This is a genomic window from Corynebacterium sp. CNJ-954 (genome assembly GCF_001942345.1).
Classification (GTDB): Bacteria; Actinomycetota; Actinomycetes; order Mycobacteriales; family Mycobacteriaceae; genus Corynebacterium.
This window is the reverse complement of the sequence record NZ_MKKI01000002.1, coordinates 44,618-69,615: the sequence shown is the minus strand read 5'-3', so window position 1 is coordinate 69,615 and position 24,998 is coordinate 44,618. Positions and strand designations below refer to the sequence as shown.

General features: G+C 65.8%; 27 protein-coding genes and 1 riboswitch. Of the genes, 17 read left to right on the top strand and 10 right to left on the bottom strand.

The window, feature by feature from the left end; genetic code table 11:
- Positions 1 to 639: a YitT family protein gene (locus BJF89_RS01105; protein WP_255372439.1), complete on the bottom strand. Its 639-nt coding sequence runs from the start codon at positions 637 to 639 to the stop codon at positions 1 to 3.
- A gap of 102 nt (positions 640 to 741) precedes the next feature.
- On the opposite strand from BJF89_RS01105, the gene BJF89_RS01100 reads away from it, so the two are divergent.
- Complete coding sequence (locus BJF89_RS01100; protein WP_075811658.1) at positions 742 to 1,620, top strand: SMP-30/gluconolactonase/LRE family protein; 879 nt, start codon at positions 742 to 744, stop codon at positions 1,618 to 1,620.
- Between the two features lie 21 nt (positions 1,621 to 1,641).
- Positions 1,642 to 2,691 carry a glucose 1-dehydrogenase gene (locus tag BJF89_RS01095; RefSeq protein WP_075811497.1) on the top strand — a complete coding sequence of 350 codons (1,050 nt, stop codon included), beginning with the start codon at positions 1,642 to 1,644 and terminating at the stop codon, positions 2,689 to 2,691.
- Here the strand turns inward: BJF89_RS01095 and BJF89_RS01090 are convergent.
- Together BJF89_RS01090 and BJF89_RS01085 are read right to left on the bottom strand one after the other, a co-directional pair.
- A complete protein-coding gene (locus BJF89_RS01090) occupies positions 2,663 to 3,838 on the bottom strand; it encodes an MFS transporter (protein ID WP_075811495.1) in 1,176 nt (391 codons plus the stop codon). The two genes, BJF89_RS01095 and BJF89_RS01090, sit on opposite strands and share 29 nt — an antisense overlap.
- The gene (locus BJF89_RS01085) at positions 3,835 to 4,158 is read right to left on the bottom strand and encodes a helix-turn-helix transcriptional regulator (RefSeq protein WP_075811493.1); all 324 of its coding nucleotides are present in this window, start codon (positions 4,156 to 4,158) and stop codon (positions 3,835 to 3,837) included. Before BJF89_RS01085 ends, BJF89_RS01090 begins: the two co-directional genes overlap by 4 nt.
- A 104-nt stretch (positions 4,159 to 4,262) precedes the next feature.
- Between BJF89_RS01085 and BJF89_RS01080 the strand changes: the two genes are divergently transcribed.
- The 3 genes from BJF89_RS01080 to BJF89_RS01070 all read left to right on the top strand — a co-directional run bounded on the left by BJF89_RS01080 (position 4,263) and on the right by BJF89_RS01070 (position 6,084).
- Positions 4,263 to 5,063 carry a class I SAM-dependent methyltransferase gene (locus BJF89_RS01080; protein WP_075811656.1) on the top strand — a complete coding sequence of 267 codons (801 nt, stop codon included), beginning with the start codon at positions 4,263 to 4,265 and terminating at the stop codon, positions 5,061 to 5,063.
- A gap of 103 nt (positions 5,064 to 5,166) precedes the next feature.
- Positions 5,167 to 5,445 carry a PLDc N-terminal domain-containing protein gene (locus BJF89_RS01075; RefSeq protein WP_075811491.1) on the top strand — a complete coding sequence of 93 codons (279 nt, stop codon included), beginning with the start codon at positions 5,167 to 5,169 and terminating at the stop codon, positions 5,443 to 5,445.
- 9 nt (positions 5,446 to 5,454) lie between these two features.
- Entirely contained in the window at positions 5,455 to 6,084 is a 630-nt protein-coding gene (locus BJF89_RS01070; protein ID WP_075811489.1) for a bifunctional 2-polyprenyl-6-hydroxyphenol methylase/3-demethylubiquinol 3-O-methyltransferase UbiG, read from the top strand.
- Here the strand turns inward: BJF89_RS01070 and BJF89_RS01065 are convergent.
- The gene (locus BJF89_RS01065) at positions 6,040 to 7,485 is read right to left on the bottom strand and encodes an MFS transporter (RefSeq protein WP_083650418.1); all 1,446 of its coding nucleotides are present in this window, start codon (positions 7,483 to 7,485) and stop codon (positions 6,040 to 6,042) included. The two genes, BJF89_RS01070 and BJF89_RS01065, sit on opposite strands and share 45 nt — an antisense overlap.
- Positions 7,486 to 7,511: 26 nt before the next feature.
- Complete coding sequence (locus BJF89_RS01060; protein ID WP_075811485.1) at positions 7,512 to 8,597, bottom strand: helix-turn-helix transcriptional regulator; 1,086 nt, start codon at positions 8,595 to 8,597, stop codon at positions 7,512 to 7,514.
- Positions 8,598 to 8,682: 85 nt separating this feature from the next.
- Between BJF89_RS01060 and BJF89_RS01055 the strand changes: the two genes are divergently transcribed.
- A complete protein-coding gene (locus BJF89_RS01055) occupies positions 8,683 to 9,276 on the top strand; it encodes a TetR/AcrR family transcriptional regulator (protein WP_075811483.1) in 594 nt (197 codons plus the stop codon).
- Positions 9,277 to 9,292: 16 nt separating this feature from the next.
- On the top strand, positions 9,293 to 10,513 hold the full coding sequence (locus BJF89_RS01050; protein ID WP_075811481.1) for an MFS transporter: 1,221 nt from the start codon (positions 9,293 to 9,295) through the stop codon (positions 10,511 to 10,513).
- On the opposite strand, the gene BJF89_RS01045 is transcribed toward BJF89_RS01050, so the two are convergent.
- On the bottom strand, positions 10,470 to 11,033 hold the full coding sequence (locus BJF89_RS01045; protein WP_255372438.1) for a GNAT family N-acetyltransferase: 564 nt from the start codon (positions 11,031 to 11,033) through the stop codon (positions 10,470 to 10,472). The genes BJF89_RS01050 and BJF89_RS01045 overlap by 44 nt on opposite strands.
- Before the next feature lie 59 nt (positions 11,034 to 11,092).
- Here BJF89_RS01045 and BJF89_RS01040 point away from each other — a divergent pair, with 59 nt between their 5' ends.
- Positions 11,093 to 11,704 carry a TetR/AcrR family transcriptional regulator gene (locus BJF89_RS01040; protein ID WP_083650417.1) on the top strand — a complete coding sequence of 204 codons (612 nt, stop codon included), beginning with the start codon at positions 11,093 to 11,095 and terminating at the stop codon, positions 11,702 to 11,704.
- Positions 11,705 to 11,751: 47 nt separating this feature from the next.
- The gene (locus tag BJF89_RS01035) at positions 11,752 to 12,309 is read left to right on the top strand and encodes a GNAT family N-acetyltransferase (RefSeq protein WP_075811477.1); all 558 of its coding nucleotides are present in this window, start codon (positions 11,752 to 11,754) and stop codon (positions 12,307 to 12,309) included.
- Here the strand turns inward: BJF89_RS01035 and BJF89_RS01030 are convergent.
- Together BJF89_RS01030 and BJF89_RS01025 are read right to left on the bottom strand one after the other, a co-directional pair.
- Positions 12,270 to 13,553: an MFS transporter gene (locus tag BJF89_RS01030; protein WP_255372437.1), complete on the bottom strand. Its 1,284-nt coding sequence runs from the start codon at positions 13,551 to 13,553 to the stop codon at positions 12,270 to 12,272. The two genes, BJF89_RS01035 and BJF89_RS01030, sit on opposite strands and share 40 nt — an antisense overlap.
- 191 nt (positions 13,554 to 13,744) lie before the next feature.
- Positions 13,745 to 15,166: a DHA2 family efflux MFS transporter permease subunit gene (locus tag BJF89_RS01025; RefSeq protein ID WP_075811475.1), complete on the bottom strand. Its 1,422-nt coding sequence runs from the start codon at positions 15,164 to 15,166 to the stop codon at positions 13,745 to 13,747.
- Between the two features lie 66 nt (positions 15,167 to 15,232).
- On the opposite strand from BJF89_RS01025, the gene BJF89_RS01020 reads away from it, so the two are divergent.
- Positions 15,233 to 15,877, top strand: a complete 645-nt coding sequence (locus BJF89_RS01020; protein ID WP_255372436.1) for a TetR/AcrR family transcriptional regulator — start codon at positions 15,233 to 15,235, stop codon at positions 15,875 to 15,877.
- A 2-nt stretch (positions 15,878 to 15,879) separates the two neighbouring features.
- On the opposite strand, the gene BJF89_RS01015 is transcribed toward BJF89_RS01020, so the two are convergent.
- A complete protein-coding gene (locus tag BJF89_RS01015) occupies positions 15,880 to 16,950 on the bottom strand; it encodes an alpha/beta hydrolase family protein (protein ID WP_139311828.1) in 1,071 nt (356 codons plus the stop codon).
- A gap of 255 nt (positions 16,951 to 17,205) precedes the next feature.
- On the opposite strand from BJF89_RS01015, the gene BJF89_RS01010 reads away from it, so the two are divergent.
- The 7 genes from BJF89_RS01010 (at position 17,206) to BJF89_RS00980 (ending at position 24,228) form a co-directional block, all read left to right on the top strand.
- Positions 17,206 to 18,513, top strand: coding sequence for an SLC13 family permease (locus BJF89_RS01010; RefSeq protein ID WP_075811471.1), 1,308 nt, complete (start codon positions 17,206 to 17,208; stop codon positions 18,511 to 18,513).
- Between the two features lie 106 nt (positions 18,514 to 18,619).
- Entirely contained in the window at positions 18,620 to 19,777 is a 1,158-nt protein-coding gene (locus tag BJF89_RS01005; RefSeq protein WP_075811469.1) for a calcium:proton antiporter, read from the top strand.
- Positions 19,778 to 19,799: 22 nt separating this feature from the next.
- The gene (locus tag BJF89_RS01000; RefSeq protein WP_075811467.1) at positions 19,800 to 21,173 is read left to right on the top strand and encodes a hypothetical protein; all 1,374 of its coding nucleotides are present in this window, start codon (positions 19,800 to 19,802) and stop codon (positions 21,171 to 21,173) included.
- The gene (locus tag BJF89_RS00995) at positions 21,170 to 21,466 is read left to right on the top strand and encodes a hypothetical protein (protein WP_075811465.1); all 297 of its coding nucleotides are present in this window, start codon (positions 21,170 to 21,172) and stop codon (positions 21,464 to 21,466) included. Before BJF89_RS01000 ends, BJF89_RS00995 begins: the two co-directional genes overlap by 4 nt.
- A 39-nt stretch (positions 21,467 to 21,505) precedes the next feature.
- Positions 21,506 to 21,619, top strand: a riboswitch (TPP riboswitch).
- A complete protein-coding gene (locus tag BJF89_RS00990) occupies positions 21,609 to 22,418 on the top strand; it encodes an ABC transporter ATP-binding protein (protein ID WP_075811463.1) in 810 nt (269 codons plus the stop codon). Its footprint overlaps the riboswitch before it by 11 nt.
- Positions 22,415 to 23,203 carry an ABC transporter permease gene (locus tag BJF89_RS00985; protein WP_075811461.1) on the top strand — a complete coding sequence of 263 codons (789 nt, stop codon included), beginning with the start codon at positions 22,415 to 22,417 and terminating at the stop codon, positions 23,201 to 23,203. The genes BJF89_RS00990 and BJF89_RS00985 overlap by 4 nt, the downstream gene beginning before the upstream one ends.
- Positions 23,200 to 24,228, top strand: coding sequence for an ABC transporter substrate-binding protein (locus tag BJF89_RS00980; protein ID WP_075811459.1), 1,029 nt, complete (start codon positions 23,200 to 23,202; stop codon positions 24,226 to 24,228). Before BJF89_RS00985 ends, BJF89_RS00980 begins: the two co-directional genes overlap by 4 nt.
- Here the strand turns inward: BJF89_RS00980 and BJF89_RS00975 are convergent.
- Entirely contained in the window at positions 24,213 to 24,947 is a 735-nt protein-coding gene (locus BJF89_RS00975; protein ID WP_083650415.1) for a 1-acyl-sn-glycerol-3-phosphate acyltransferase, read from the bottom strand. The two genes, BJF89_RS00980 and BJF89_RS00975, sit on opposite strands and share 16 nt — an antisense overlap.
- Positions 24,948 to 24,998: the final 51 nt, after the last annotated feature.

Here is a 24,998-nt window from a genome sequence, read left to right as displayed (position 1 = left end):
TCAGGCTTTGCCCACCAGTCGGTCGACGGCGGGCTGGTTCACCTTCTCCGAGAAGAACTGGATCAGCGGGCCGTTGAAGAAGGCGGTCATGATGGTGCCGAAGCCGACCTGGCCCTTGAACAGGATCGCACCGATCACCGTCAGGACGTCCTGTGGGACACGGACCTTGGTGTAGTTCCAGCCCGTCTTGTCGACGATCATCGGCGCGATGGCGTCATAGGGGGCCGTGCCCACGCCGGCACTCATGTATGCACTGGCGCCGAAGGCGAAGACGCAGATCCCGGCGGCGAAGAAGAAGGTCATCAGCAGCAGGGACGGGTCATCGGGAATGACGGGCCCCAGCAGGAAGGAGAACAGGTCGATGAAGAACCCGGTGAGCACCATGTTGATCACGGTGCCGGGCCCGATGTACTTACGCCCCCAGATCAGTACGGGGATGAACAACACCAGGTTGCTGACCAGCTGGTAGGTTCCCAGCGTCCACCCGATGGAGGAACTGACGCCGGTGTTCAGCGCCGTGTAGGGGTCCACACCCACGCCCCCGGTCTGCAGGATCGCCGCCCCCAGTCCGATGATCATCACCCCGACCAGGGAATAACCACTGCGCAGCCACGTCTCCCGGCTCCCTAGTTTCGCCACGTCGTTCTCCTCTCGCCGGTTATGTCGCCGCCACGGTACTCCGAGTGGAGTGCGGGGGTGGCACCGCTGCACCCGTCGAACAGCCTGCTTAGACTCGGCAGGATGAAGGCAGAGCAGTTCACCGACCCGGTCGCTTACCACGCTGAAGGCCCCGTGTGGTGGCCCCAGGACGGGTCGCCGGTGGCAGGCATGCTGCGCTACGTCGACATGACCGCCGGTCGGATTCTCACCGCCGACGGGGACGGCTCCGTCACAGCGGCAGACGTGGGCAGCCCGGTCGCTGCGTTCTTCCGCCCCCGTGCCGACGGTGGTGCGGTGGTCGCCACTGAACATGCGGTCTGCCTGGCCGACGACGCCGCCCTGTCGGACCTCCGTCCTGCCGTAACGGTGCTGGACTCCCCCGAGGTGCGCTTCAATGACGGCGGATGTGCACCGGACGGCACCCTCTACGGCGGATCGATGCGCTATGACCAGGCGTCCGGCGGCGGTGTCCTCGTCTCGGTGGCCAGCGACACCTCCGTGACGACCGTGCGCGACGGCGTGACCGTCTCGAACGGCCTGGACTGGAGCCCCGACGGAACACTGGCGTACTACAACGACACCCCCACCCGCTCAACGGCGGTGTACTCCTGGGACGCGGACCGGGGCCTGCACGACGGTCGGACATTCTTCACCCTCGATGACGACGACCCGGCCGGTGGCCCGGACGGCCTGTGCGTCGACGCCGACGGCAACGTCTGGACGGCGATCTACGGAGGCTCCCGGGTCGAGTGCCACGATCCCTCCGGCATCCTGGTCGACGTCGTGGAACTGCCGGTGACCAATGTGACCGCGTGCACCTTCGGCGGCCCGGAGTTGGACCGGTTGTACGTCACCACGACCCGGGAGAATGTGCCGGACGGCGCCCAGCCGACCGCCGGGGCGGTGTACGTCGCCGTACCCGGGGTCCGCGGGCAACCTGTACGGCCGTTCGCCGGATAATCCACGAGCTCAGGAGGAACCATGAAAGCCATCACCGTAGAACCGGGAAAGGCGGACTCGCTGTCCGTCGAGGAGTTCGACGCCCCCACGCCGGGTGACGGTCAGCTTCTGGTGCGAGGCCTCGCACTGGGTGTGTGCGGCACCGACCACGACCTCAACTCCGGCGGGTACGGCTGGGCCCCGGAAGGCCACAAGAGACTGATCATCGGGCATGAGTCACTCGGCGAAGTCATCTCGGCACCGGAGGGATCCGGCTTCAAGAAGGGTGATCATGTGGTGGGCGTGGTACGACGCCCCGACCCGGAGCCCTGCGGAGCGTGTGCCCGGGGCGAATTCGACATGTGCCGTAACGGGAAGTACCGCGAACGTGGCATCAAGGAGATCGACGGGTTCGGTGCCGAGCAGTGGGTCATCGACAAGGACTTCGTGGTCAAGGTCGACGACGCCCTCGGTATCGCCGGTGCCCTGCTGGAACCGACATCCGTGGTCGCCAAGGCCTGGGACCAGGTGGACCGTCTCGGCAACCGCGCCTGGTTCGAACCGTCCTCGGTGGTGGTCACCGGTGCCGGTCCCGTCGGCCTGCTTGCCGCGCTGATCGGTAAACAACGCGGTCTGGATGTCCATGTCGTCGACCGCGTGACCGAGGGCATCAAGCCGAAACTCGTCGCCGACCTGGGCGCCGAGTACCACACCGGAGAATTCCGGGAGATCCTGGACTCGGTCGACCCGGACATCGTCATCGAGACCACCGGCGCCGGTCCGCTCGTCGGTGCCGCGCTCACCCACGAGCACCCGTATCCGGTGATCTGCCTGCTGGGTATCCGCGAGGGCGACGAGATGGAGGTCGACATCGCCGCGGCAGGCAAAGGCATGGTGCTCAACAACACCGCTGTGGTGGGGTCGGTGAACGCCAATGTCGACCACTGGCGTACCGCTGCGGAGGTACTGGGCAACGCCGACCGCGACTGGTTGTCATCACTGATCACCCGGAAGGTACCGTTGTCACGGTTCGCCGAGGCGTTCGAGCACCAGGACGACGACATCAAGGTACTGATCGACCTGCAGTCCTGACGGAGCCCTCGGCCTGCAGGTACCGCAGGCTGACCGTGCCCGCCGACAACAGCGCCGCCAGGGCGGGGATCAACGCCCATCCGGCGAGGTCCGCAGCCACTGTCCCACCGCTGAGCAGGCTGCTTCCGAGCGCGGCACCGACGGCTGAGCCGAGGTACATCGCCGCCATCTGGAAGGCGATGACCGGCATGGCCTGAGCCGGCCGGTCGGCGGTCAACGCCTGCTGCAGGGTAGGCACCGTGGCCCACCCTGCCGCTCCCCACAACACCGCGGCAATGGTCCACGCGACGGGATTGCCGCTGAGCCAGGCGACGGCGAAACCGAGGGCGAGGATCACCGGCAGGGCGATCAGGAACGGCCGCGGGCCGACACGGTCGAGTGGCCGTCCGATCAGTGCCGTCGCCCCGACGCCGCCGATGCCCCAGGCCCAGACCAGTGCGAACCCCCAGTCCCCGAGGCCGCGGGATTCCGCCATCGGCAGGAGATAGGTGTAGAGCCCGAGACTGGCGATACCGAGAAGAAACGCCGACAGGACGCCGAGACCGGTCTTCGCCGAACGCAGCACGCTGAACACAGGTGCGCCTCCGCCGCTGTCCAGCACCGGGAGGCTGCGGGCACGCGTGGCCAGTGCCACCATGCTGCAGACTCCGAATGCGACGACCAGGGCCATCGTCCACCGCCAACCTGCGGTGTCACCGATCAGCATGCCGAGCGGAACCCCGGCGACGGTCCCTACGGAGAGTCCGAAGGTCACCATCGACATGGCGCGTCCCCGTTCTGTGTCATCGACCATCGCTGCGGCAGTAGCCGTGGCGACGGCGGTGAGAATGCCGGCACCAGCGCCGGCGATGACCCGTGAGATGAGGAAGACCCCCACTCCGGGAGCCAGGGTGGTGATGAGATTGCCGAGGTTGAAGAGGCCGAGCGCGAGCAACAGCGCGCGGGCGGTACTTCCGCGGGTCAACCGGCCTGACAACAGCGGGCCTGCCACAGCATATGCGGCGGTGAAGGCCGTGACCCCGAGCCCGACCATCGCGGCCGTGGTGGACAGGGAGTCGGCGATCTGGGGCAAGACACCGGCGAGGACGTAGGCGTCGATGCCGAGCGCGACGGCGGCGGCGGTGAGCGGCCAGACCTTCCGGATCACCGCCCTACCTCGTCATATCCACTCAGCACGGTATCGATGAGCCCCGGGAACCGTGATTCAAGGTCAGCCGTGCGTAACCGGATCATGCACTTCCGTCCTTCCGCGTGGACGAAGACCACGCCCGATTCCCGTAGGAGGCTGGTGTGATGGGTCAGCGTGGAGCGTGGCAGGTCGGGTCCGAGGTCGATGCTGTCGACCTCTCCCCGGTCGGCCAGGATCCGCACCATGTTCAACCTCAGGGGTTCACTGAGCGCGAAGAGCACCCGGTGGATGGTGATGTCGTCGGTGTGGGGATGTTCGTAGGTCCGGGACGGGGACATGTCCTGCTCCTTGTTCGTTCAACTATTTCCGCACGATGATAGTGCGGGAATTGTCGCACGGTCAAGAAGCTGGATATCTCCGACCGGCCGATACAGTGATCACCATGAGACCTTTCGATGAGCTCGTCGCCGAAGCAGAAACCGCCGACGTGGACGGATGGGGCTTCGAGTGGCTCGACGGCCGGGCCACCGAGGAGCGTCCCCCCTGGGGGTACGCGGGCCTGCTGGCAGCCCGTCTGGGTGCTCTGGCAGAGTCGGATTCCACTGCCTCCGATGCCTCCGGCGTCGCAGCCCTGGACATGGACACCGGCGGCGGCGAGGTCGTGAATGAGGCCCCGACGCTGCCGCACCACATGACTGTGACAGAAGCATGGGCGCCGAACGCGGCCCGTGCACGCGAACTCCTGGAACCACGGGGTGTCGATGTCGTCGAGACCGCCGTATCCGGCAGTGACCCACTCCCCTTTCCCGACCGTTCCTTCGACCTGGTCAGCGCCCGCCACCCGGTAACTCCGGACTGGGCGGAGATCCACCGCGTCCTGAAACCCGGCGGACACTACCTCGCACAACACGTGGGACCGGCCTCCGGGTTCGAACTCATCGAGTTCCTTCTCGGCCCCCGCCCGGTGGAACGCAAAGGCCGCGATCCTGAGGGGCCTGACGGAGAAGTCGCCGCCGCCGAAGCGGCGGGCCTGACTGTGGAACGCCTGGAGAAGGCACGCTGCCGGATGGAGTTCTTCGATGTGGGAGCCGTGGTGTGGATTCTGCGCAAATGCGTGTGGTGGGTCCCGGATTTCTCCGTGGACCGGTACACCGACAACTTGCGTGAGCTGGATGCGCAGATGCGAGCCGGGCGTCCGTTCGTCGCCTACTCGAGTCGGCACCTCATCGAGGCACGGCGGTGACGGACGGCGGCGTCCGAGAACAATCAGACCGTGGGATGATGCGGGCACTGGACTCAGCGCCAGATAATAGCTGGGTTCAATCCCCACCATCCATGGAGGAATCATGCAGTACACACTCGCCGCTGTCACCAACTCCGACGGCAGCCTGTCCAGCGGCTGGGCAATCGCCCTGCTCGTCGTTATCGCCGTCATCGCGCTCGCGATCCTGGCCTTCGTCATCGCCGCGATTGTCAGCGTCGCCACCAGTGACGTGCTCGCCGGGGGTGGAAAGGCCGTGTGGATCCTCCTGATCCTGGCTTTCCCTATTCTTGGCGCGGCCCTGTGGTTCCTGTGGGGACGGACCGGCCAGTTCACGAAGAATGATGTCCCACAGCCCCGGTAGCATGCGGTCATGTTTCCCTGGGACCACAACGCCTACTACCACCGCCTGCTCCTCCGGCAGTTGCCGGAGGACTGCGACCGGGTGCTGGACGTCGGTTGTGGTTCCGGCATGTTCGCAGCCAAGGCCGCCGAACATGTGACCCGTGTGGATGCCCTCGACCGGGATCTCCGGATGATCGACCGTGCACGGCGCCGCGTCCCGGATAACGTGACGTGCACTGTCGCAGATGTACTGGAGTCGCCTCCCTCGCCGGATACCTATGATGCTGTCGTCTCGGTCAGCGCACTGCACCACATGGACCTGGCGGATGCACTGCCCGTGCTCAGCGATGCACTGCGTCCCGGAGGGGTGCTCGCGGTCATCGCATTGCCGAAGACCGACCTCCGGCGGGAGTGGCCGATTGAGCTCGCGGCAACCGCCGCTCACCACGCACTCGGGGGGTTCTTCCTCGTCAGGCAGTCACTGGGGTTCCGGAACCCGTATGCTACTGACCCCGCGGATGACGTCATGCCGGTGAACCTGTCGCCGACGTTGACCACCCGTGAGGTCGCCGAGACAGCAGCTGCTCTTCTCCCCGGCGCCCGGGTGCGCCGGTTACTGTTCTGGCGCTACCTGCTGACCTGGCGGAAGCCCGGCTGAGACACCGGACCGGTGCCGGAGAATCCACCCGACCGCCCCTGCCGTAGCGAAACACAGCAGGCCGGCGACAACCCCTACCGCGCTCACTCCGAATCCCCACCCATGGCCCGCCTCCCGACTGACCCGCACTGTCAGTGCGCACCCTGCCACTCCAAGGCTGATTCCGAGCTGTCTCGCCGCATTCATGGTCGTGGATGCGACCCCTGTCTGGTCAGAAGACATATCCGACATCGCCGCAGCGGGCAGGACCGGAGAGATCAGTCCCGCACCCACGCCGGTCAGGCTCATCGCGGGTAACAGTGCTGACCATCCCGGAACCACCGTCACCAGGAGAAATGCGGCACATCCGGCACCACACAGAAGCAACCCCCACAGGAAAGGAATCCTCCTGTCCACCACCCCCAGTCGAGGTCCCAACACCGCGGAGACCGCGAAGAAAAGGACCGGTTGAATCGAGAGCGTGAGCGCCGTTCCGACTGCCGCCTGCCCCGCTTCCTCCTGCAACCACTGAGACAGCACCGGAAGCGGCCCGAAAGACGCACAGTAGTAGGCAAGTGCCACCAGCACTGCGGCGATGAAACCCGGACGCGCGACCATGGTCCGCGGGAAGACCGGAGTATCCGCCCGTCGTTCATGGACAACGAACCACACAGCGGATATCAGGCACAGCACCGTCCCAGCGGCGATCTGCCACCCGGCCGCGCCGTCAGCCAGAAGCAGGGCCGTCACCACCATGTCCCCGACCCCGAGTGAGAACAGCACCATCCCGACCATGTCCACAGGGCCGGGTCGGTGAGTCGGCTGGCGAGGAAGCACCCGCAGGGAGAGCACAGCGGCAACCGACGTCACAGGGACGGCCATCACGAATATCGCACGCCAACCGAAGACTGAGAGCAATCCCCCGATGACGTTGCCGGCCGCTGCCGCGAGACCGGACACCGCACCCCATATGCTGAACGCGACGGTCCTGGCGCGGCCGGTGTACGACGACTCCACGAGGGGCAACGTCGTTGCGAACATCATCGCGGCAGCGATGCCCTGAGCGCACCGTCCCACCGTCAGGACCGTGGTGCCGCCGGCCGTCGCACAGATCAACGAGGAGAACGCGAAGAGACCGAAACCCGTCGCCAGTAACGTCCTGCGGTCGACCCTGTCGCTGAGACTTCCGACCGGAACAAGTAGCGCGGCCAGAGCGATGGTGTAGACGTCGATCACCCACTGCAAGGTCCCGAAACCCACATCGAGATCGGTCGCGACGGCCGGTACGGCGACGGTGACGACGGTGGTGTAGGCGATCAGCAGAAAAGTTGCGACGCTGGCCAGCACCAGTGGCATCCAGCGACGCCACCCCGGGTCGGCCGCGCTGCCCTCACTCTCGGAAACTCCATGTCCACATCTCATGGAGCAATCGTGACGGAGGGAGGTCGTCACGGGTGTGGAGCAGCATCCCTGACTGTATGGAGCGCGTGACTCCGGTACGTGCCGGGAGTACACCCCCGTCGACGGCGGAACGCGTAGATGAAGTTCGATGCGGAGACGTACCCGCACTCATGGGCGATATGTTCGACCGTCCAGTCCGTCCTGTCGAGGAGGTCCGCAGCCTGATCGATGCAACGTCGACGGTGCCCCTCGATGATCGTCGTGCCGAATTCCTCGTAGTGGAGACCGCCGAGACGTTTCGGTGACATGCACAGTCGCCGCGCCAACTGCGGAATCGTCGGCAGGTCATGGCGAAGCGTCCAGAGCAGGTCCGGGATCCTCCGGATCTTGGCCCTCTCGAACTCGTCCATCCGTGGAGAGCATTCGGCATGCAGTCCCTCGTTCTCGGGGAGAAGAAGGCTCAGAGCCGACATCACCTGCGCCTCCAGACGGAGCATGTCACCGGGGCCGGGGGCACGGGGAGTGTCGCATACCTCGCTGAGCCAGTGATAGATCTCCCGCCCGCCGTCGAGCAGCTTCTTCTGCCGTGGTACGGCTCCGAGGTAGTGGCCGTCGGAGTCCCGGGAAGCCCGGTTCAGCATGCCGCGGTACTCATCCGGTGCCAACGACCCCAGGCACGATGCGAAGTCCCGGAGCCGTCCGGACACCGACACCGCGCGATAGCGTTCTCCGGCGGGGAAGGACACCACACCGCGGGTCTCACGGGGCGGGGACACAGACACCCGACCGGAGGTCACCTCTCCCCTACCTGCCCGGCGTTCCTCGATCTCCATCCGCCCACCGAGGCATATTTCCAGTTCAAAGCGATCGGCGCCGAAACTGTAGCCAAGGTGGTGAGGCACCCTGAAACACGTGTCATACCGCACAACACGGAGATGTGCGGGGGTCTGCAGGACGTCGACGACGCCATCGCCGACGTCCTGACGTAGCGCGTACCTGTGAGCCGCCGGCAGTTCTCCCGTCACCGGAGGAGGATCCAACGGCTCCGTGGCGATGCTGGCGTAGTAGCTCGCGTACTGCTGGCCCTGTTCCGGTGACGCAGGCTCCGCACCGACGACAAACATTTCCGACATGAGGTAATCCTAACTCCCGCACCGAAGGCCGGGTGGCCGCGCGGAGTCGACTTGACGCCTTTTACATACATGCTAGTTTGTATGTATGAGACGAACAGCTGAGGACGCGGAGAAGACGCGTCTGTCGCTGCTGCAGGCGGCGTTGATGTCCTTCGAATCGAAGGGGTGGAGGGGGGCAACGTTCGAGCACATCGCCGAACGTGCCGGCGTCACACGCGGGGCACTCAACCATCACTTCCGATCCAAGACTGACCTGCTGTCCGCCGCGCTCGAGTGGGGATGGCGCACCTACGGAAACCGGCTCTTCACCGACGACCTCCCCGAGAATCCCACTGTCAAGGACTCCATCCAGTGGCTGACCGACCTCCTCACGGGCTACGTCACGCTACTGCAGAGAGACGACCAGTTCAGGGCACTGGCTTCCACCACGGTCCTCGTGGCCCCACAGGCAACTGACCGCGGTGACGCCAAAACCCACGCACTGGATGCATGGAAGGACCGCATCGCAGACGCCGTCGTCCTGCAGACAGCACCGTCCACGGAAACGGTCGCAGGCATGGTTCTCACCCTTCTCCAGGGCCTCACCGTCACCGCGGTGACCCGACCACACGATCTCCCACACCCCGATGACCTGGACGCAGCAATGTCGGCTCTGGTGAGGGGGTTGCTCAACACCTAAGGAACACCGATTCATCATGACTGTTCATGATCCCTCCCCGTCCCAGCGGGGCACCTCATCAACCCGTGCGCTGATCGTCGCCTCGATCGCGCTCTTCACCGACAATCTCGTCGTCGGACTCGCGGTGCCCGTCCTCCCCCTGCTGCCCAGCGTGGTCGACGCGGGCCCCACGTGGACCGGCGTCCTGTTCGCCTCCTATGCGGTGGCCGTCGTGGTCTCAGCCCTCGTCGCCGGACGCTTCGTCGACCGGTACGGACCGAAAACCCCCTTGCTGATCGGCATGGTCGGCCTTGCCACCGCCACCCTGCTGTTCGCCACCGGTGGCCCGTACTGGTTGCTGCTGCTCGCGCGGACCGCCCAAGGGGTATCCGGCGGCATGTCCTGGGTCGGCGCCCTGTCACTTATCGCTGCGACGACCACCTTCGAGAAGCGCGGCCAGCAGATGGGCATCGCGATCTCCATGATCACCGTCGGAGTACTCATCGGCCCGCCTCTGGCCGGTGTCATGGTCGAGCATTTCGGCACCGCCTCACCGTTCCTGTTCGCTGCCACCGTCGCACTGATCGACGGCCTACTCCGGATCATCCTGATCAAGGACTCACCCCGGGTCGCAGACGACACCTCCGGCCCGCTCGCGGTACTCCGGGTTCCCGGTTCGGTGTCCATCGTGGTGGCCATCGTGATCGGTGCGGCCGTGATGGCGGGGGTCGAACCTGTCCTGCCTGTCCACCTGAACGCCAGTGCGCTGACCATCGGCCTGCTGTTCGGGCTCGCCGCCCTCACCGGCGTCATCGCCAATCCGATCGTCGGTGGCCTGGTGGCTTCGGTGTCGTCGCGCATCCTCATCGGTCTCGGAATCGCGGTCGTCGTCGCCTCGCTCCTCACGATCGGTTTTTCGACCGAACTGTGGCAGACAGCGACCGGCATGGGCCTGCTCGGCCTGTCCGCTGCCCTCCTCCACGCCCCGGCAACCACACTGATCAGCGAACAGGGATTCCGTGCACAACCACCGACGCTGGGTGGCTCGTTCTCCCTCTACACCCTCGCCTACGCCGTAGGACTCGCCGGTGGCCCACTGGTGACCGGCGTCGCCGTTGAACACGCAGGCTTCACCACCGCAATGGTGATCGCCGCCGGGATTCTCGCGGTACTCGGGGCCGTGCCACTGCGTCGATTGCCGGTACCTACGGCCATCAGTGGCGATGGACACGATCCTCGGCAAGGATGCCGTAGATGACCGTGTCGGTCCACTCCTCCTTGTTCCACCAGTCCTGGCGGAGATGGGCCTCACGGGTCATTCCGATCGCCGCAGCCAACTTCGCCGACGAGTAGTTACGTGCGTCCATCTGTGCCGCGACGCGGTGCATCTGGTGACGCCGGAACGCCAGGTCGAGGACGGCACTGACCGCTTCGCGGGCCAGTCCCCGCCCGCCGTACGCAGGATCCAGGACCCACCCGATCTCGGCGACACGGTGTTCCCGGTCAGTCCACCAGAGCAGGACGTCGCCCACTGCCTGTCCTTCCCGTTCGATGACCACGGCGAGAGCTCCACTGTCGCCGTCCATCCCGGTCTTGACGCACCGGTCCGCAACGTGGCGGGCCGCGTCTTCCTCGGTCCAGGGGTCATCCAACAGGTACCGGGCCACGTCTTTCTGCGAGTAGATCCGCAGCAAGGCACCGGCGTCACCGGGTGTGTGCAGTCGGAGGCGGAGTCGGTCCGTGGTCAGGACGGTCAGCGAATGGTCATCCATAGACATGTACACAAACCTAACATAGGTCGCTTAGCTGGCGACGCCCACCCGATAGGCTGGTGGGCGTGAATTACTGGGAGCACCGCAAGCCCGTCCAACGCACGCGGACCATCACGGAGCAGGACATCGCCCGCGCCGCCGCCACACTCCTCGACGCCGGCGGGCTACGCGCACTGACGGTCCGGGCGGTCGCGAAAGAACTCGACGTCGCCGCACCGAGTCTCTACTCACGTATTGAGTCGGTGGACGATCTCTTCGATCTCGCACTGGACGAGACACTCGGGAGCGACCCCGAGATATCCGCGGCACTGGAGGGCGATTCCATCCAGCCACTGATGCTCACCTACTACCACCACCTGGTGCGACACCGGTGGGCCTGTCAAGTCATCGGCATGCGGGCTCCCCGCGGCCCGAATTATCTCCGCCTGTCGGAACGGATGTGTGTCCTGCTCGATAACGTCGGAGCCACCGACCCGCTCGGGTCCGCCTACATGCTCTCGAACTTCGTTGTCGGCAGCGCCAACGCCTCCCCCATGGTGGACAACGAGCGCACAGCCGCCGTTGATCCCGAAATCGCTCCGACCTACTCCCGACTCCATGCCCGACACACCGTCAACGCTGAAGCAATTGTCGCTGCCGGACTCGCAGCCCTCTCAGCGCAAGCAGCAAGACCATGAGCCCGATCTCGACGACGTTTCTAAACTAGCTATGTTAGCTTTGTAGAATGCTCGACAGCTCACTCCTCCCCCTCGAGGGCACTGGCATCCGTCTCCGACTGCTCGCCGGCAGAGATGCGCAAGCATTCGCCGAGGGCACCAAAGACGTCGCCGTCCGCCAGTACGGTCACCTGCCGGAACCTACCTACACCCCCGAATCCGTCAGGGCCATGGTCCGCGACGAGGCCGTCCCCGGCCTGGCCCGCGGCGACCTTGCCGTCCTGACTATCGCCGACGTCCCCACCGACAACTTCTGCGGCAGTCTTGTTCTCTTCGACGTCACGGATGACCATGCCGAGGTGGGATTCTGGCTCCATCCGGCGCACCGCGGAACGGGCCGGACAACCGAAGCCCTGGATCTGGCGGCGTCATTCGTCCGTCGTAGCGGCCTGTCACAACTGACAGCGCGGACCGTGCCAGCGAACACCGCCTCCCGGCACATCCTGACGCGAGCAGGCTTCACCCTCGTCGAACGATCGGCAGACCGTGCTCCGTCCGGGGACACCACGACGCTCCTGCACTACCGCTACGACATCACCGGGGACGCCGCAGCACGGTCCACGTGACGTCGACGCAGCAGCATCGTCGGGACGAACACGACCAGACCCCCGACAGCCAGCGCCGCCCCGGCCAGCGCCGGGTACGAGTAGTTGAATCCAGCGTCAATCACCGCACCACCGACAGCTGCACCGGCAGCATTGGCGATGTTGAACGCCGACTGGTTCATCGCCGCGGCAAGGTTCTGCGCTTCTCCGGCGACGTCCATGAACCGGGTCTGCATATTCACCGTCAACACTCCGCCACCGACCGACAACAGTCCGAACAGCAGGATCGCCAACGGCGCGACGGTACTCCCGAAGTAGAACAGCACCAGCATGACGATCATCGTCACCAGGGAACCGACCACAGCTCCGTCGACGTTGATATCGGCGAACCGACCACCGATCCAGTTACCGACCACCATGCCGACCCCGTAGACCATCAGTACGAACCACATGAGGTTCTCCGGGAACCCGGCGCGCTCAGTCATCGTCCACGAGATGTAGGTGTACACACAGAACATCCCGCCGAAGCCGATTGCACCTGCCGCCAGGGAGAGGAGCACCTGCGGGTTCACCAGTGCACCGACCTCGGTCGACGGCCGGGTCATCGGCATGAGGGTCATGTGGGGCATCGAGTGCCACAGTCCAGCGAACGAAAGAAGGCCGATGACCGCAACCAACGCATAGGCACTGTTCCAGCCCAGCTGTTGCCCGATCCACTGGGCGACCGGCACACCGATCACCGTGGCAGTGGCCAGCCCCAGGGAAATGCGGGCTATCGCCTGCCCTCGTTTCCCTGGATCGGCCATCGACGCGGCGATCAGGTTCGCGACGGCGAAGTACGCCCCGTGCGGCAAGCCGGCGATGAACCTCGCCACCAGCAGCATCCCGTAGCCCTGGGCGATCACGCTCATGGCATTGCCGATGACGAACGCCGCCATCAGGATGATGATCAACCGACGCCGCGGCACACGTCCGGTCAGTGTGGTGATCAGCGGCGCGCCGACCACCACGCCGAGGGCATAGGAGGTGACGATGTGGCCCGCCTGGGCCTCACTGATGCCGAAATCGTCGGCGATGATGTTGAGCAGGCCCATCGATACGAACTCTGTGGTCCCGATACCGAACCCGCCGAGCGCGAGAGCGAGCATGGCGATCGGCCGTCGTCGCCGCCCCATCTCCGTCTGCCGCGGAACGGGCTTGCGCTGCGCAAGCTGCGACGGCGAAAGACGGGTGAGACGGGACGGCAGCTGCGCCTTTGCCCCCATAGTGGAAACTCCTTCACAGGACGTGAACGAATGGACACGTAAAGAAACCCCGGACGTGGGCGCTCACCCACCCGGGGCCATGAACGGTCCGTGGTGATCTCACTCCATTGTCCGCCTGATGTGCCGACACGTTCAACCCCCGGAGGCAGACGGGTCCTGTTCCGGCACCGTGATGTTATGCACACGGACGGTCAGGGGGCGTCCGCCTGGGCAGTCACCATGCCGGAGTTCCGTGGAATCACCATGGCCGCCAACGCCGCGACCACCAGGGCCCCTGCTCCGACAAGAACAGCGGGGACAGCCGGCTCGGTGAATCCGGTGGGGGTGAGTTGACCTCCCGATCCGGTGAACACGGCGGTGAGCACGGCGATTCCCAGTGCGATACCGAGTTCGCGCGCCGTTGAGTTCGTACCCGATGCCGTCGCCTGGTCGTCTGGTGTGACCCCATGGAGCGTCGCTGTCGCCAACGGGGCGAACACCAGGCCCATCCCCACCCCGGCAGCGACGAACGCCGGAACAAGCACCCGGTACTCGACGGCGGGATCAAGAAGGACCGCGATCCCGGTCAGCCCACCTGCCATCAACAGCAGGCCGGCGATCAGGACCGGGCGTGTCCCGGTACGTGGGGTGATCAGCCCGGTCAACGGTGCCACCACCAGTGGGGCGAGCGTCCAGGGCATCGTCATGATGCCCGCGTGCAGCGGGCTGGCCCCTTGCACGAGCTGCAGGAACTGGATCAGGAGGAACACCGCGCCGAAGATCCCGAAAGAGAAGACGACGCCGATGACGTTCGCGGCGGCGAAACTCCTGTTCCGGAAGAGGCGCAGCGGCAGCAGCGGCGCGGGGGCCATGGTCTCCCAGGCGATGAATGCGAGGAGAAGTACCGCGCCACCCACCAGCGGGACTACGATCTCGCCGCTGGTCCAGCCGGCATCATTACCTCGGACGATGCCGAAGGTGAGCGCGAAGATCCCGGCCGCGGCCAGAAGAACACCGAGGACATCCAGTCGCTCGGGACGGCCGTGCGACTCCGGCAACGCGTAGCGGACCAGCGGCAGGCAGAGCAGGCCGATGGGCACGTTGAGCCAGAAGATCGCCTGCCAACTCAAGCCTTCGACGACCGCTCCTCCGATGATCGGTCCCAATGCGACACCGAGACCGGACACCCCGCCCCAGATGCCGATCGCCGCCGGGCGCATGTGCGGAGGAACCGAGGTGCTCAGCAGGGTCAGCGACAACGGCATGACTGCCGCTCCCCCTGCTCCCTGGAGTGCACGGGCCGCGATGAGTGTTCCGACGTCCTCGCTGAACCCGCACCAGAGGGAGGCGAGTGTGAACACCAGTAGTCCGCCCATGAATATCCGCCGGCGCCCGAACCTGTCCGCCAGGGCCGAAGCCATCAGGATCAGGGAGGCAAAGCTGAGCGTGTAGGCGTTGACGGTCCACGTCAAGGCTTCCAGTGAGGCACCGAGGTCCTCGCGGATCACGGGTAGTGCGTTGGTCACCACGAGGTTGTCGAGTGCCGCCATGAACATCGGCAGCGATACGGCGAGCATCACCAGCCAGACCGGCCGTCGTGCCCGGTCCTGTCGTTGCAGGGATCTGTCAGCCATCACGCGTCCTTAGTTGTAATCAGTTGATTACAACTAATCTAAGTAATCAACTGATACCCTGTCAATGTGAACAAACCCGCACCCCGACGGATCCCCGCGACCGAACGTCGCGAACTGATGCTCGACGCAGCAAGCGTCGTCTTCGGCGAACGGGGCTATGCAGGTGCAACGACCGACGCAATCGCCGACGCGGCCGGGGTGAGTCAGGCCTATGTGGTGCGCACCTTCGGCTCGAAGGAGAATCTCTTCGCCGAGGCCGCGTCCCGCGCGATCGACCGCATCGCCGCGGTGTTCCGCGAGGCAGGCACCCGCTCCCCCGCATCCGGTGACGACATGCAGTCGGTCCTCGGACGCGCATACGTCGATCTCGTCGCCGACCGTGGCATCCTGCTGACGACGATGCATCTCTTCACACTCGGCCACCATCCCCGTTTCGGGCCGTTGGCCAGGACGGGCATGCTGGACATATACCGTGTCCTGCGTGACGAGGTCGGGCTCACGGATGCACAATGCGAGGAGTTCCTCGCCAAGGGGATGCTGATCAATACCGTCCTCGGCCTCGGACTTCCCGGAATCGTCGACGAAGAACCTGAAGCCAGGAACCTGATGACCTGCATCTTCGAGGACGACACCCGCGAGGTCCTGTCACTGACCGCCGACCAGGAACCCCTCGCCGCTGTCCGTCGTGACGCCCGTCGGGACCGGTCTTAGGCTCAGATCCGCTCGAGGAAGGTCCGGATCGTCCCGTTGTCGAAAGCCGCGCGCCGCCAGGTGGGCCAGGTGTGCCCGCCGAGAATGTCGTAGCGGAAGTCGATGTTGTCCATGCCCTGGCGGATGGCCTCGGCCTGCAGCTGGGCAGTCATCACGAACGTCCCGGTCTCGACCGGTCCACCGACGAAGAATGCGGCGACCGGATCCTTACCCGCCAGTTCTTCGGGGTGGACGATGCCGGTGGAGACGTTGACGATCGTCGGCATGGTGAGCTTGTCCAGGTTGCGCATCGGGTTGTTCGCAGCCCGGCTCGCCTCGGACGTCCACGGTGCCCGGTCCCTACCGCTGAGATACCGCGACGTTGCATCGATGGCGAACCGCCCGCCCGCCGACTGCGGATCGTAGATCCCGCTGAGTGCGTACACCGAGCTGTACTGCTCGGGGTGTTTCGTCGCCAGATTCAACGTCCCGTAGGCACCGGCGCTGAGACCGACCACACCCGTCGTCCCCCGCCCACCACCCGGGACGTCGAAGGATGTCTCCAGGTAGTCCGGGAGCTCGCTCGACAGGAATGTCTCGAACTGGGCGTCGGAGGACTCCGCTCCACCGTCCCAGTCCTGTGACCACGTCCACGGATCGGTGACCGGGAAGACGAGGGTCATGTCGACGTCGGTGAGCTTGTTGACCGCGCCCGCCTTCTCAACCCAGCCGTTGACCTCACCGGAATCTCCGCCGTCCAGGAACAGCGCGACCCTGTCGTTGTGCGGGGAAAGTGACGGGCGGACGATCACCGAGAAGTCGCGTCCCATCGAAGGAGACGGAACCTGGCATTCGAGGGCTCCGGGAGCGTCCTGCACGACCGACGTCTCTGCCCCGTCCTGACCTGACACGGAGGCAGCTTCCTCCTCCACGTCACGGGGGACGTAGGTCTGGCAGCCTGACGGGGTCGCCGATTCAGCCACTGCGACGGGGACGGCGATACCGCCGAGAGCCACCACGGCAGCAACGACAGCGGAGACGCCAGAGAACAACAGTGAGGGGTGTACGGTACGTCCCGTATTCAGTTGAGTCATGAAAAAGCAGCGTACAGCGCCGTGATCGAACCGGGACCCGAACAGGCGGAAAAGCCCGGACACACCATTCCCCCGACCCACCGACAGTGATGTTTTGCGCCCAGGAGTACCATCACTCCGGTCGCACGCCCCACCACGGCATGTCGCGTCGAGTCCTCCGCCTCTGCCAGGCGTGGTAACGGGTCACCGCCCACCCCATGCGGTAACCGCCCCACCCCGGCACCGGCAGCGAACTTGTCTCTCCCAAGGAGTACCGTGAGCCCGCACGTCCTGACGATCACTGTCCTGGTGCTGATCTTCCTCATCGGCACATTACGTAATGTCAACCTCGGCATTCTGGGACTTATCGGGGCATTCATCGTCGGTCTTGCCGTCCCCGGTTTCGGCGATGACGCCGGCGGTGGTGCCGACGGCGTCTTTGACCAGGTCTTCGCGGGATTCCCTGTCGACCTGATGATCGCCCTGATGGGGTTGACCTACCTGTTCGGCTTCGCCCAGCAGAACGGCACCATCGACATCATCCTCGACTGGGCGATGAAGGCGGTGCGTGGAAACCGCGCGGTGATGCCCTGGATATTCTTCGCCCTGACCGGGGCGTTCATGTCCATCGGTGCGATCTTCGCCATCGGCGTCATCTCCCCGCTCGCCATCCCGTTCGCCCGCCGCTACCGGATCAACCAGCTCATGATGGGCATGATGGTCGTCCACGGAGGCATGGCCGGACTGCTTTCTCCGCTGAGTGTGTACGGCATCTACGTCAACGACTTCCTGCGCACAAACGATCTCGGAAACCACCAGTGGACACTGTTCCTCATGGCCCTGGGTTTCAATGTGCTGATGGGGATCATCGTCTACATCTTCCTGGGTGGACGCCATCTCTTCGGCGCCCGCGCGCGAGCCGACCAGGATCTCATCGACGCCGACGAATCGGAGGGACTCCCCGCGGAAGCCGGAACCACCACGCGCACCAGGGTCAGCCCGTACCAGATCACCACGATGGTGGGACTCGCCGCACTCGTGGTCGGGGCCGGAATCTTCGGCCTGAACATCGGTGTCGTCTCACTGATCATCGGCGGCTGTCTGGCCATCCTGAAACCGACCGCCTCCCACACCGCGCTGTCCAATGTCTCGTGGTCGACGATCGTCCTGGTCGGCGGCATGATCACCTACATCGAGGTTCTGGAGGCGGCGGGGACGGTCGACGTGATCTCCGACGCGGTCTCCTCCCTCGGAGCTCCGCTGATCGGGCTGCTGCTGTTGTGCTACCTGTCGGGGATCGTCTCGGCACTGGCGTCGTCGATCGCGACGATCGGTATCGCCATCACCATGGCCGCACCGTTCCTCGTCAGCGGTGACCTGCCGATCGCCGGGACCGCCGCGGCGATCGCCATCGCGGCCACGGTCGTGGACGTCTCACCGTTCTCCACGAACGGTGCCATGGTCCTGGCCAACGTCGACGCCGCCCACCGTGACCGGTTCTTCCGCCAGATGCTCATCTACTCCGGCGTCGTCGTGGTCATCGGACCACTGCTGGCATGGCTGCTGGTGTTCCTGCCGTTCTGAGGTGTGCCGACGGTGGTACCATGGCTTCGTCACGACACCGGCGGGACGACCCGTACGGTAGCCTCCTGAGCAGGGACGACCCCGCAGAAAATCCGGGTACACAGCTATGACCAGTGCATCCGATCGTGCAGGGCACACCGCTACCCTGCGCGACGCTTTCTCCTCCGCCGTCATCTTTCGCCTCATCCTCGGTTGGGGCACCTTCGTCGCAACCCTCCTCGCCCGGCCGTGGCTCCACGGAACTCTGTCGACACCGGTGCTGACCGCAGTTCTCGCCGGGATCATCACCGTCATCATCCTCTGTGCTTTCGGTGTTGTCGCCCAGGCGGAGCATCTGGCCCACCGGCTCGGCGACCCCTACGGCACCCTCATCCTCACCCTGTCGATCGTCATCATCGAGGTCATCCTGATCTCCGCGGTCATGCTCGGCCCGGGTGACCACACCACCATCGCCCGGGACTCCGTCATGGCCGTGTCGATGATCATCCTCAACCTGGTGATCGGTGTCGCGCTCATTGTCGGAGGCTTCCGCCACGGAGGCATGCTCCCGAACCGCACGGGGACGTCGGCCTACCTCTCGGTGCTGGTCGTACTGACGACGATGGCTTTCGTCATGCCAGGACTCATCGGCTCAGACGGCACCTACACCACCGCCCAGGAGATCCCGATCATCATCTTCACGGTGATGCTCTACGTCTTCTTCCTCTACCGTCAGATGGGGGCACAGCGCGGTGACTTCCAGGAGGTCGACTCCCGTCCGGAGGAAACCTCCCCACCGAGTGCCGACATTCGCGACGTCCTCGTCGACCACCGCCGGGAGATCCTCACCCGTTCGGCCATCCTGCTTCTCACGGTCCTGCCCATCGTGCTGCTGTCCCACGACATGGCCACCCTGCTGGACGACGGACTGGCCCGCGCGGGTGCACCGGTCGCGCTCTCCGGCGTGCTCATCGCAATGGTTGTCTTCCTCCCCGAGACACTCACCACCATCCGGGCCGCCCACCAGGGCGAAATCCAGCGGGTCAGCAACCTCTGCCACGGAGCCCTGGTCTCGACGGTGGGTCTGACGATCCCGGCGGTACTGACCATCGGCATGCTCACCGGCCAGCGGGTCGAGCTCTTCGAGTCGCCGACGAACCTGGTCCTCCTGGCGGTCACGCTGATGCTGTCGGTGGCGACGTTCACCGGGCGCCGGGTCACGGCTCTCCACGGCGCAGCGCACCTGATGGTGTTCTTCGTGTTCGGGTTGTCCATCTTCGCCTGAGTTCACCACGTACGCTGGGAAGATGCTGCGCCGCGGATTCCTCACGCATCGTCACCCCGCTGACGGGGGCGAGACGTTGTGGGCGCCGGGGTGTCCGGAGCACCCCGCCCGCTTCGTCGTCGATCCCCGTCCACCCCGGTACGGCATGCACGTCCCGGTCGTCTACGATGACACGGCTCCCGGCATCGCGACCCCGCTGGACCCGCTCATCCCGGTCGTCCCGGTGATTGACTGGCGCGGCCCTGTCGGCGTCGAGGTGACCGCACCCTCCGGCCTGGAACGACTCTGTCCTGCGCCGACGGTGGCAGACTACCGTGCCGCGGTCGACGACGGCTTCACACCCCCGCTGTCCCGGCATGTCAAGGACCCGGTGTTGCTGGCCCTCACCCTACGGATGATGCAGCTGTCCGTCTTCGAGGCGCAGCGGCTCTGCCGTCTCGCAGATGCCGTGACACCTGAGCTCCTGGACCACGTCCACCGCCTCGGCCCGGGCCTCGAGCACTCCCCCGAATTCGCCGACGAAGCCCTGGGAAACCTGCCGCCCGCGGCACTGGGCTCCCACCGTAGACGGGTGTTGCACGCCGTCTGTGTGGCGACGATGCTCGCACGAACCACCGGACCCCTCACCATGTTCCGGCGGATATCGGCGGACGATCTGCGTACGGTGCTCGCACCGTTCGTGACAGTCTGTGGTCCCGTCCCCGGTATCGACGTCGACGCACTGCGACCGCCGCCCGTGGAGCTGCCGGAACCCGTACCTCCACCAGTCATCCGCGCCCGTCAGCTCCATGATGCGGTGACCGGCACCCTCGTCTGGGCCGCTTTCCCGATACCACCCGAGGTGGGGCAGGTGGTGGCGGTGTTCACCGGCACGCCGACCTTCGGAGAGGTGGCGCTGGGGACAGCCTGCACCCACCACCGCATCACCGTCGTCAACGACGTTGAGCCCACAGGCCAGACGAGCATCCTCGTCACCCCCGCCCTCCCGTCAACCGAGGGAGACGTACAGGTCATGCCGGTGGACTGGTGCCGCACGTACCTTGCCGACAACCCGTCCTCCGTCGCCCGACCAGTTGCTGCTGAGCGCCACCCGGACATCGAGTCGGCATCACCACGACCGGTACGTCAAGGCGGCCGTCGACGTCTGCCGTGGAAACGCCCCGACCGCGCGCACGTCCTGCTCTGGGACACCGCCCTCACCGAACATGACCGGATCAGGGAACAGTATCTGCAGTATGAGATGAACCCGGAGCTGATCCTGCGCTACCCCGCCGTGACCGATGTCAGTGTCGACCAGACCGCGGCATTCCATGATGCCGCGCCCGGGCAGACGCCTTGCGGGCCAATGCCGTGCCGGCAGACCCTCGTCACGCCGACGCATACCACAGGGCGGTGAACGAGCTTTCCCGACGGTGGACGCAGTGTGAGGACCACGGCAGACGTCTCGGGCACACCCATCTGCCCACCGCTGACGCCACCGACCTGGACCGGGCAGTGAAACTGATCCGCCATGCTGCCGGGGCGTCCACGGACCTCGAGCGTGCCGCCTACCTGGACCGCGCGCAGAGGTTGGTGGACGACATCAGCTCCCGGCTCACCGTGCGGATCGGGCGAACCGCCCGGCGTCGTCTGTCCTCCCTCGCGTCGATCCCACAGCTGAGTCCTCCGCCCGACGCCGATACCCTATGATGTCTCCAGAGAACACCTCACCAACTGAATACCTGACCACCCACAGACACGGGGTGTCCCGCCACGCAGCACCTGCGCTGCGCCGGGGCTGAGATCACACCCGCTGAACCTGACCTCATTCACATGAGCGGAGGAATGTCCCATGCCGCCTGTCACAGCGGTGACCGTCGACTGCGTCGACGTCGCCTACCCGAACTCCCCTGCCGTCCTGCAGGACGTCCACCTCACTGTCCCCGTCGGCGAGCACGTCGCCGTCATCGGTCGCTCCGGGTGCGGGAAATCCACGCTGCTGCATCTCATCGGCGGTCTCCTCTCCCCAGATCACGGCAGCGTGACCGTCCTCAGTGATCCCGCCGGCACCGCCGACACCGCCGATTCCGCACGGCTGAACCACTGTGCTCTGATGCCCCAGGGCGACAGTCTGCTGCCCTGGTTCAGCGTCCGTGACAATGTCGCCGTTCCACTGCGCAACCGTGGTGTGGGACGACGCGCCGCACGCGCCCGGGCTGCCGAGGTACTGGCCTGGTGCGGGCTGGAGCACCACGCCCGTCGACGTCCCGACCAGCTCAGTGGCGGCATGCGCCAGCGTGCCGCTCTGGCCAGGGCATTGCTCGCCGGGAAACCAGTCCTGCTCGCCGATGAACCGCTCGGCGCACTGGACGCGATCACCCGTGCGGAAATCCAGGACTGGCTCCACACCGTGCTCAGCGAACCGCCCACGGATAGTGCCCATGGTGCGGCCACCACGATGATCATGGTCACCCATGACGTGGACGAGGCCCTGCTCCTGTCCCACCGGGTCGTTCTCCTGGCGGACGGCCGCGTGCGCCAGACGTGGCCGGGATGGTTCGGACGCCGTGGGGACCGTCCCCGGGAGGATGTCCTCGCCGATCCAGACTTCGCCGCGGCCCGGTCGGACCTGCTGCGGGAGCTCGCAGGAGGTGGGCAGTGAGTACACGTGTGCTCTCCTCCATTGCCCCGCCCCTGGTCACCGTGGTCCTCATCGCGCTGCTCTGGGTTGCGGCGACCTCCGGAACCCGTATCGAAGACTACGTCCTTCCCTCTCCGGTATCTGTCCTCGATGCACTGCGGGACAACTGGGCTGGACGGTTGGCCCCCGCCACCTGGCTCACGCTGACTGAAACGCTGCTCGGCATCCTGTGCGGCGTGGCCGTCGCCCTGGCCGTCACCGTTGCGGCGGGCTACCTGCCCCTGCTCGGACGTGCACTGACGCCACTGCTGGTGGCGTCACAGGCGATCCCCACCATCGTGCTCGGCCCGATCCTCACGATCGCGCTGGGCTACGGGATGCTGCCCAAGGTGATCGTGGTGGCCCTCGTCTGCTTCTTCCCGGTGGCGATGAACCTGCTGTCAGGTGTCGGCAGCGTTGAGCAACGCCTCGTCGACACCATGCGCAGCCTGCACGGCACCCGGCATTCGGTGTTCTGGCGGCTGCGGTTCCCGTCCTCCCTGCCCGCCGGCTTCGCCGGGCTCCGGGTCGCGGTGACCTATGCGCCGGTCGCCGCGGTGTTCTCGGAGTACACCGGTTCCACCGACGGTGTGGGGTACCTGCTGCTCCAGGCCATCCCCCGCCTGCAGACGGACTACGTCTTCGCTCTCGTCGTGGTGCTGACGGTCATGTCCGCCACGCTCCTGCTGACCGCCACCGGCCTGGAACGCCTCTGCTGCCCGTGGCAGTCCCCCACCCCCTCACGTCCTGCGAAAGGTTCCCGATGAAACTCCTGACCCGCTCTGTCGCTGTGTTGCTGACCGCCGCCACCACGTTCTCGCTCGCCGCCTGCGGCGGCGCAGAGGACGGCGACACCGGCCACACGCGCGTCCTGCTGGACTGGAACCCGAACCCCGACCATCTGTCCCTCTACACCGCCGAACACACCGGCGCCTATGACGACCGCGGTCTGGACGTGGAGTTCCTGCTGCCCGGAAACACCGCCGACGCCGCGAAGGACGTCTCGCTGGGACGGGCGGACATGGCGGTCAGCTACGAGACCGACACCATCCTCGCCCGGGCCGAGGGGCTGGATGTGGTCAATGTCGGGGCGCTGATCCCCACACCGCTGAACTCGCTGATCACCAAGACCAGCTCCGGGATCACCGCACCTGCGGACCTCGCCGGAAAGTCCGTCGCCGTCTCGGGCCTGCCGTCGCAGCAGGTCACCTTGAACTACATCGCGGACAAGGCAGGTATCGACCCGGAGTCGATCACCATGCCCAACGTCCAGCAGAACCTCAACCAGGCACTGCTCAGCGACCAGGTGGACGCCATCTTCGGTGCATACCCCAATATCGAGGGCGTCGAGCTCTCACAACGCACCGACATCACCACGCTGACCGCCGCCGAGATGGGGGTGCCGTCCTCCGCCGAACTGGTGATCATCGCCAACCCCACCCGACTCGCCGACGACGACGCCTACGCCGAACGGGTCCGCGGCTTCCTCGCAGCCACCGCCGAGGGGCACGACGCCGCGATGCGGGACGCGTCCCTGGCCGTCGAAGCGCTCACCCCGGAGACCGAGGGCGCCTACGACCCCGACCTGCTGGCGGCGATGGTCGACGCGACCATCGGGATCCTGAAGAAGGGCAACAGCGACGGCGACACCACGTTCGGTGTTCAGAACCCGCAGGCGTGGTCGGACTACGCCGACTGGATGCGCGACAACGGGCTGCTCGATGCGGCGACGGGAAGCAATGCCCTGATCAACGGTGCCGACGCCACCACCAACGACTACCTTCCGGAGTAGGCACGTCTCTCGGCCGCCTCATCGGCCAGGTCCTTGGCAGACTGCAGACCGGCCCGTAACTCTGAAGTCCCCGCGTCAAGATCGTCACCGTCCACGGTGAAGGGCTCGCCGACCACGACATGCACGGTCACCCGACGCCCACCCAACCGGGGCCGCTCCCCCCGGGTCCAGAGCTTCTGCGTCCCGGAACACCCGACCGGCACGATCACCGCACCGGACTGCGCCGCCATGCGCACCGCACCCGATTTCATCTCACCGATCTCCCGGTCATGCCGGATCGTCCCCTGGGGGAAGACCGCGACGACCTCGCCGTCCTGCAGTGCGTCCACTGCCGCGGAGAACGACTCCCTCCCCTTCCCCGGGGTACGGTCGACGGCGATGCCGCCCAACTCGACGAACAGCTTCGTGATCCACCTGTTCGCGAACGCCTCCTTCTTCAGCATGTACCGCGGTTTACGGTCGCCGCGGAGCTGGAGTGGCCCACTGACGGGAATGACGTCGTAGTAGGCTCGGTGGTTCGGGGCGAGGATCACCCCGCCGCTGAGGGGAACATTGTCCGCCCCGACGATCTCGACCCGGATGTTCTGCAGGTAGAAGATCCACAGGATCAGGTTCTTCGCCAGGTCGTAGAAGGACCGTCGACGTTGTCTCGGTGCGGGCCGCGTGCCGTCAGGGGTGGTGATGATGGCGCGTGCCGCCCAAGACATTTCATTCGACATGGGAAGTACCCTAGCCGTCACTCCGGACACGGGAGCCGGTAACCCAGAAGT

Coding starts and splice junctions, on each gene's coding strand:
- BJF89_RS01025 (WP_075811475.1), bottom strand. CDS start 15,166: ATGGCTGACAGATCCCTGCAACGACAGGACCGGGCACGACGGCCGGTC.
- BJF89_RS01100 (WP_075811658.1), top strand. CDS start 742: ATGAAGGCAGAGCAGTTCACCGACCCGGTCGCTTACCACGCTGAAGGC.
- BJF89_RS01035 (WP_075811477.1), top strand. CDS start 11,752: ATGCTCGACAGCTCACTCCTCCCCCTCGAGGGCACTGGCATCCGTCTC.
- BJF89_RS01055 (WP_075811483.1), top strand. CDS start 8,683: ATGAGACGAACAGCTGAGGACGCGGAGAAGACGCGTCTGTCGCTGCTG.
- BJF89_RS00980 (WP_075811459.1), top strand. CDS start 23,200: ATGAAACTCCTGACCCGCTCTGTCGCTGTGTTGCTGACCGCCGCCACC.
- BJF89_RS01085 (WP_075811493.1), bottom strand. CDS start 4,158: ATGTCCCCGTCCCGGACCTACGAACATCCCCACACCGACGACATCACC.
- BJF89_RS01080 (WP_075811656.1), top strand. CDS start 4,263: ATGAGACCTTTCGATGAGCTCGTCGCCGAAGCAGAAACCGCCGACGTG.
- BJF89_RS01070 (WP_075811489.1), top strand. CDS start 5,455: ATGTTTCCCTGGGACCACAACGCCTACTACCACCGCCTGCTCCTCCGG.
- BJF89_RS01065 (WP_083650418.1), bottom strand. CDS start 7,485: ATGAGATGTGGACATGGAGTTTCCGAGAGTGAGGGCAGCGCGGCCGAC.
- BJF89_RS01050 (WP_075811481.1), top strand. CDS start 9,293: ATGACTGTTCATGATCCCTCCCCGTCCCAGCGGGGCACCTCATCAACC.
- BJF89_RS01095 (WP_075811497.1), top strand. CDS start 1,642: ATGAAAGCCATCACCGTAGAACCGGGAAAGGCGGACTCGCTGTCCGTC.
- BJF89_RS00990 (WP_075811463.1), top strand. CDS start 21,609: ATGCCGCCTGTCACAGCGGTGACCGTCGACTGCGTCGACGTCGCCTAC.
- BJF89_RS01060 (WP_075811485.1), bottom strand. CDS start 8,597: ATGTCGGAAATGTTTGTCGTCGGTGCGGAGCCTGCGTCACCGGAACAG.
- BJF89_RS01030 (WP_255372437.1), bottom strand. CDS start 13,553: ATGGGGGCAAAGGCGCAGCTGCCGTCCCGTCTCACCCGTCTTTCGCCG.
- BJF89_RS01045 (WP_255372438.1), bottom strand. CDS start 11,033: ATGTCTATGGATGACCATTCGCTGACCGTCCTGACCACGGACCGACTC.
- BJF89_RS01075 (WP_075811491.1), top strand. CDS start 5,167: ATGCAGTACACACTCGCCGCTGTCACCAACTCCGACGGCAGCCTGTCC.
- BJF89_RS01015 (WP_139311828.1), bottom strand. CDS start 16,950: ATGACTCAACTGAATACGGGACGTACCGTACACCCCTCACTGTTGTTC.
- BJF89_RS01000 (WP_075811467.1), top strand. CDS start 19,800: ATGCTGCGCCGCGGATTCCTCACGCATCGTCACCCCGCTGACGGGGGC.
- BJF89_RS01005 (WP_075811469.1), top strand. CDS start 18,620: ATGACCAGTGCATCCGATCGTGCAGGGCACACCGCTACCCTGCGCGAC.
- BJF89_RS00975 (WP_083650415.1), bottom strand. CDS start 24,947: ATGTCGAATGAAATGTCTTGGGCGGCACGCGCCATCATCACCACCCCT.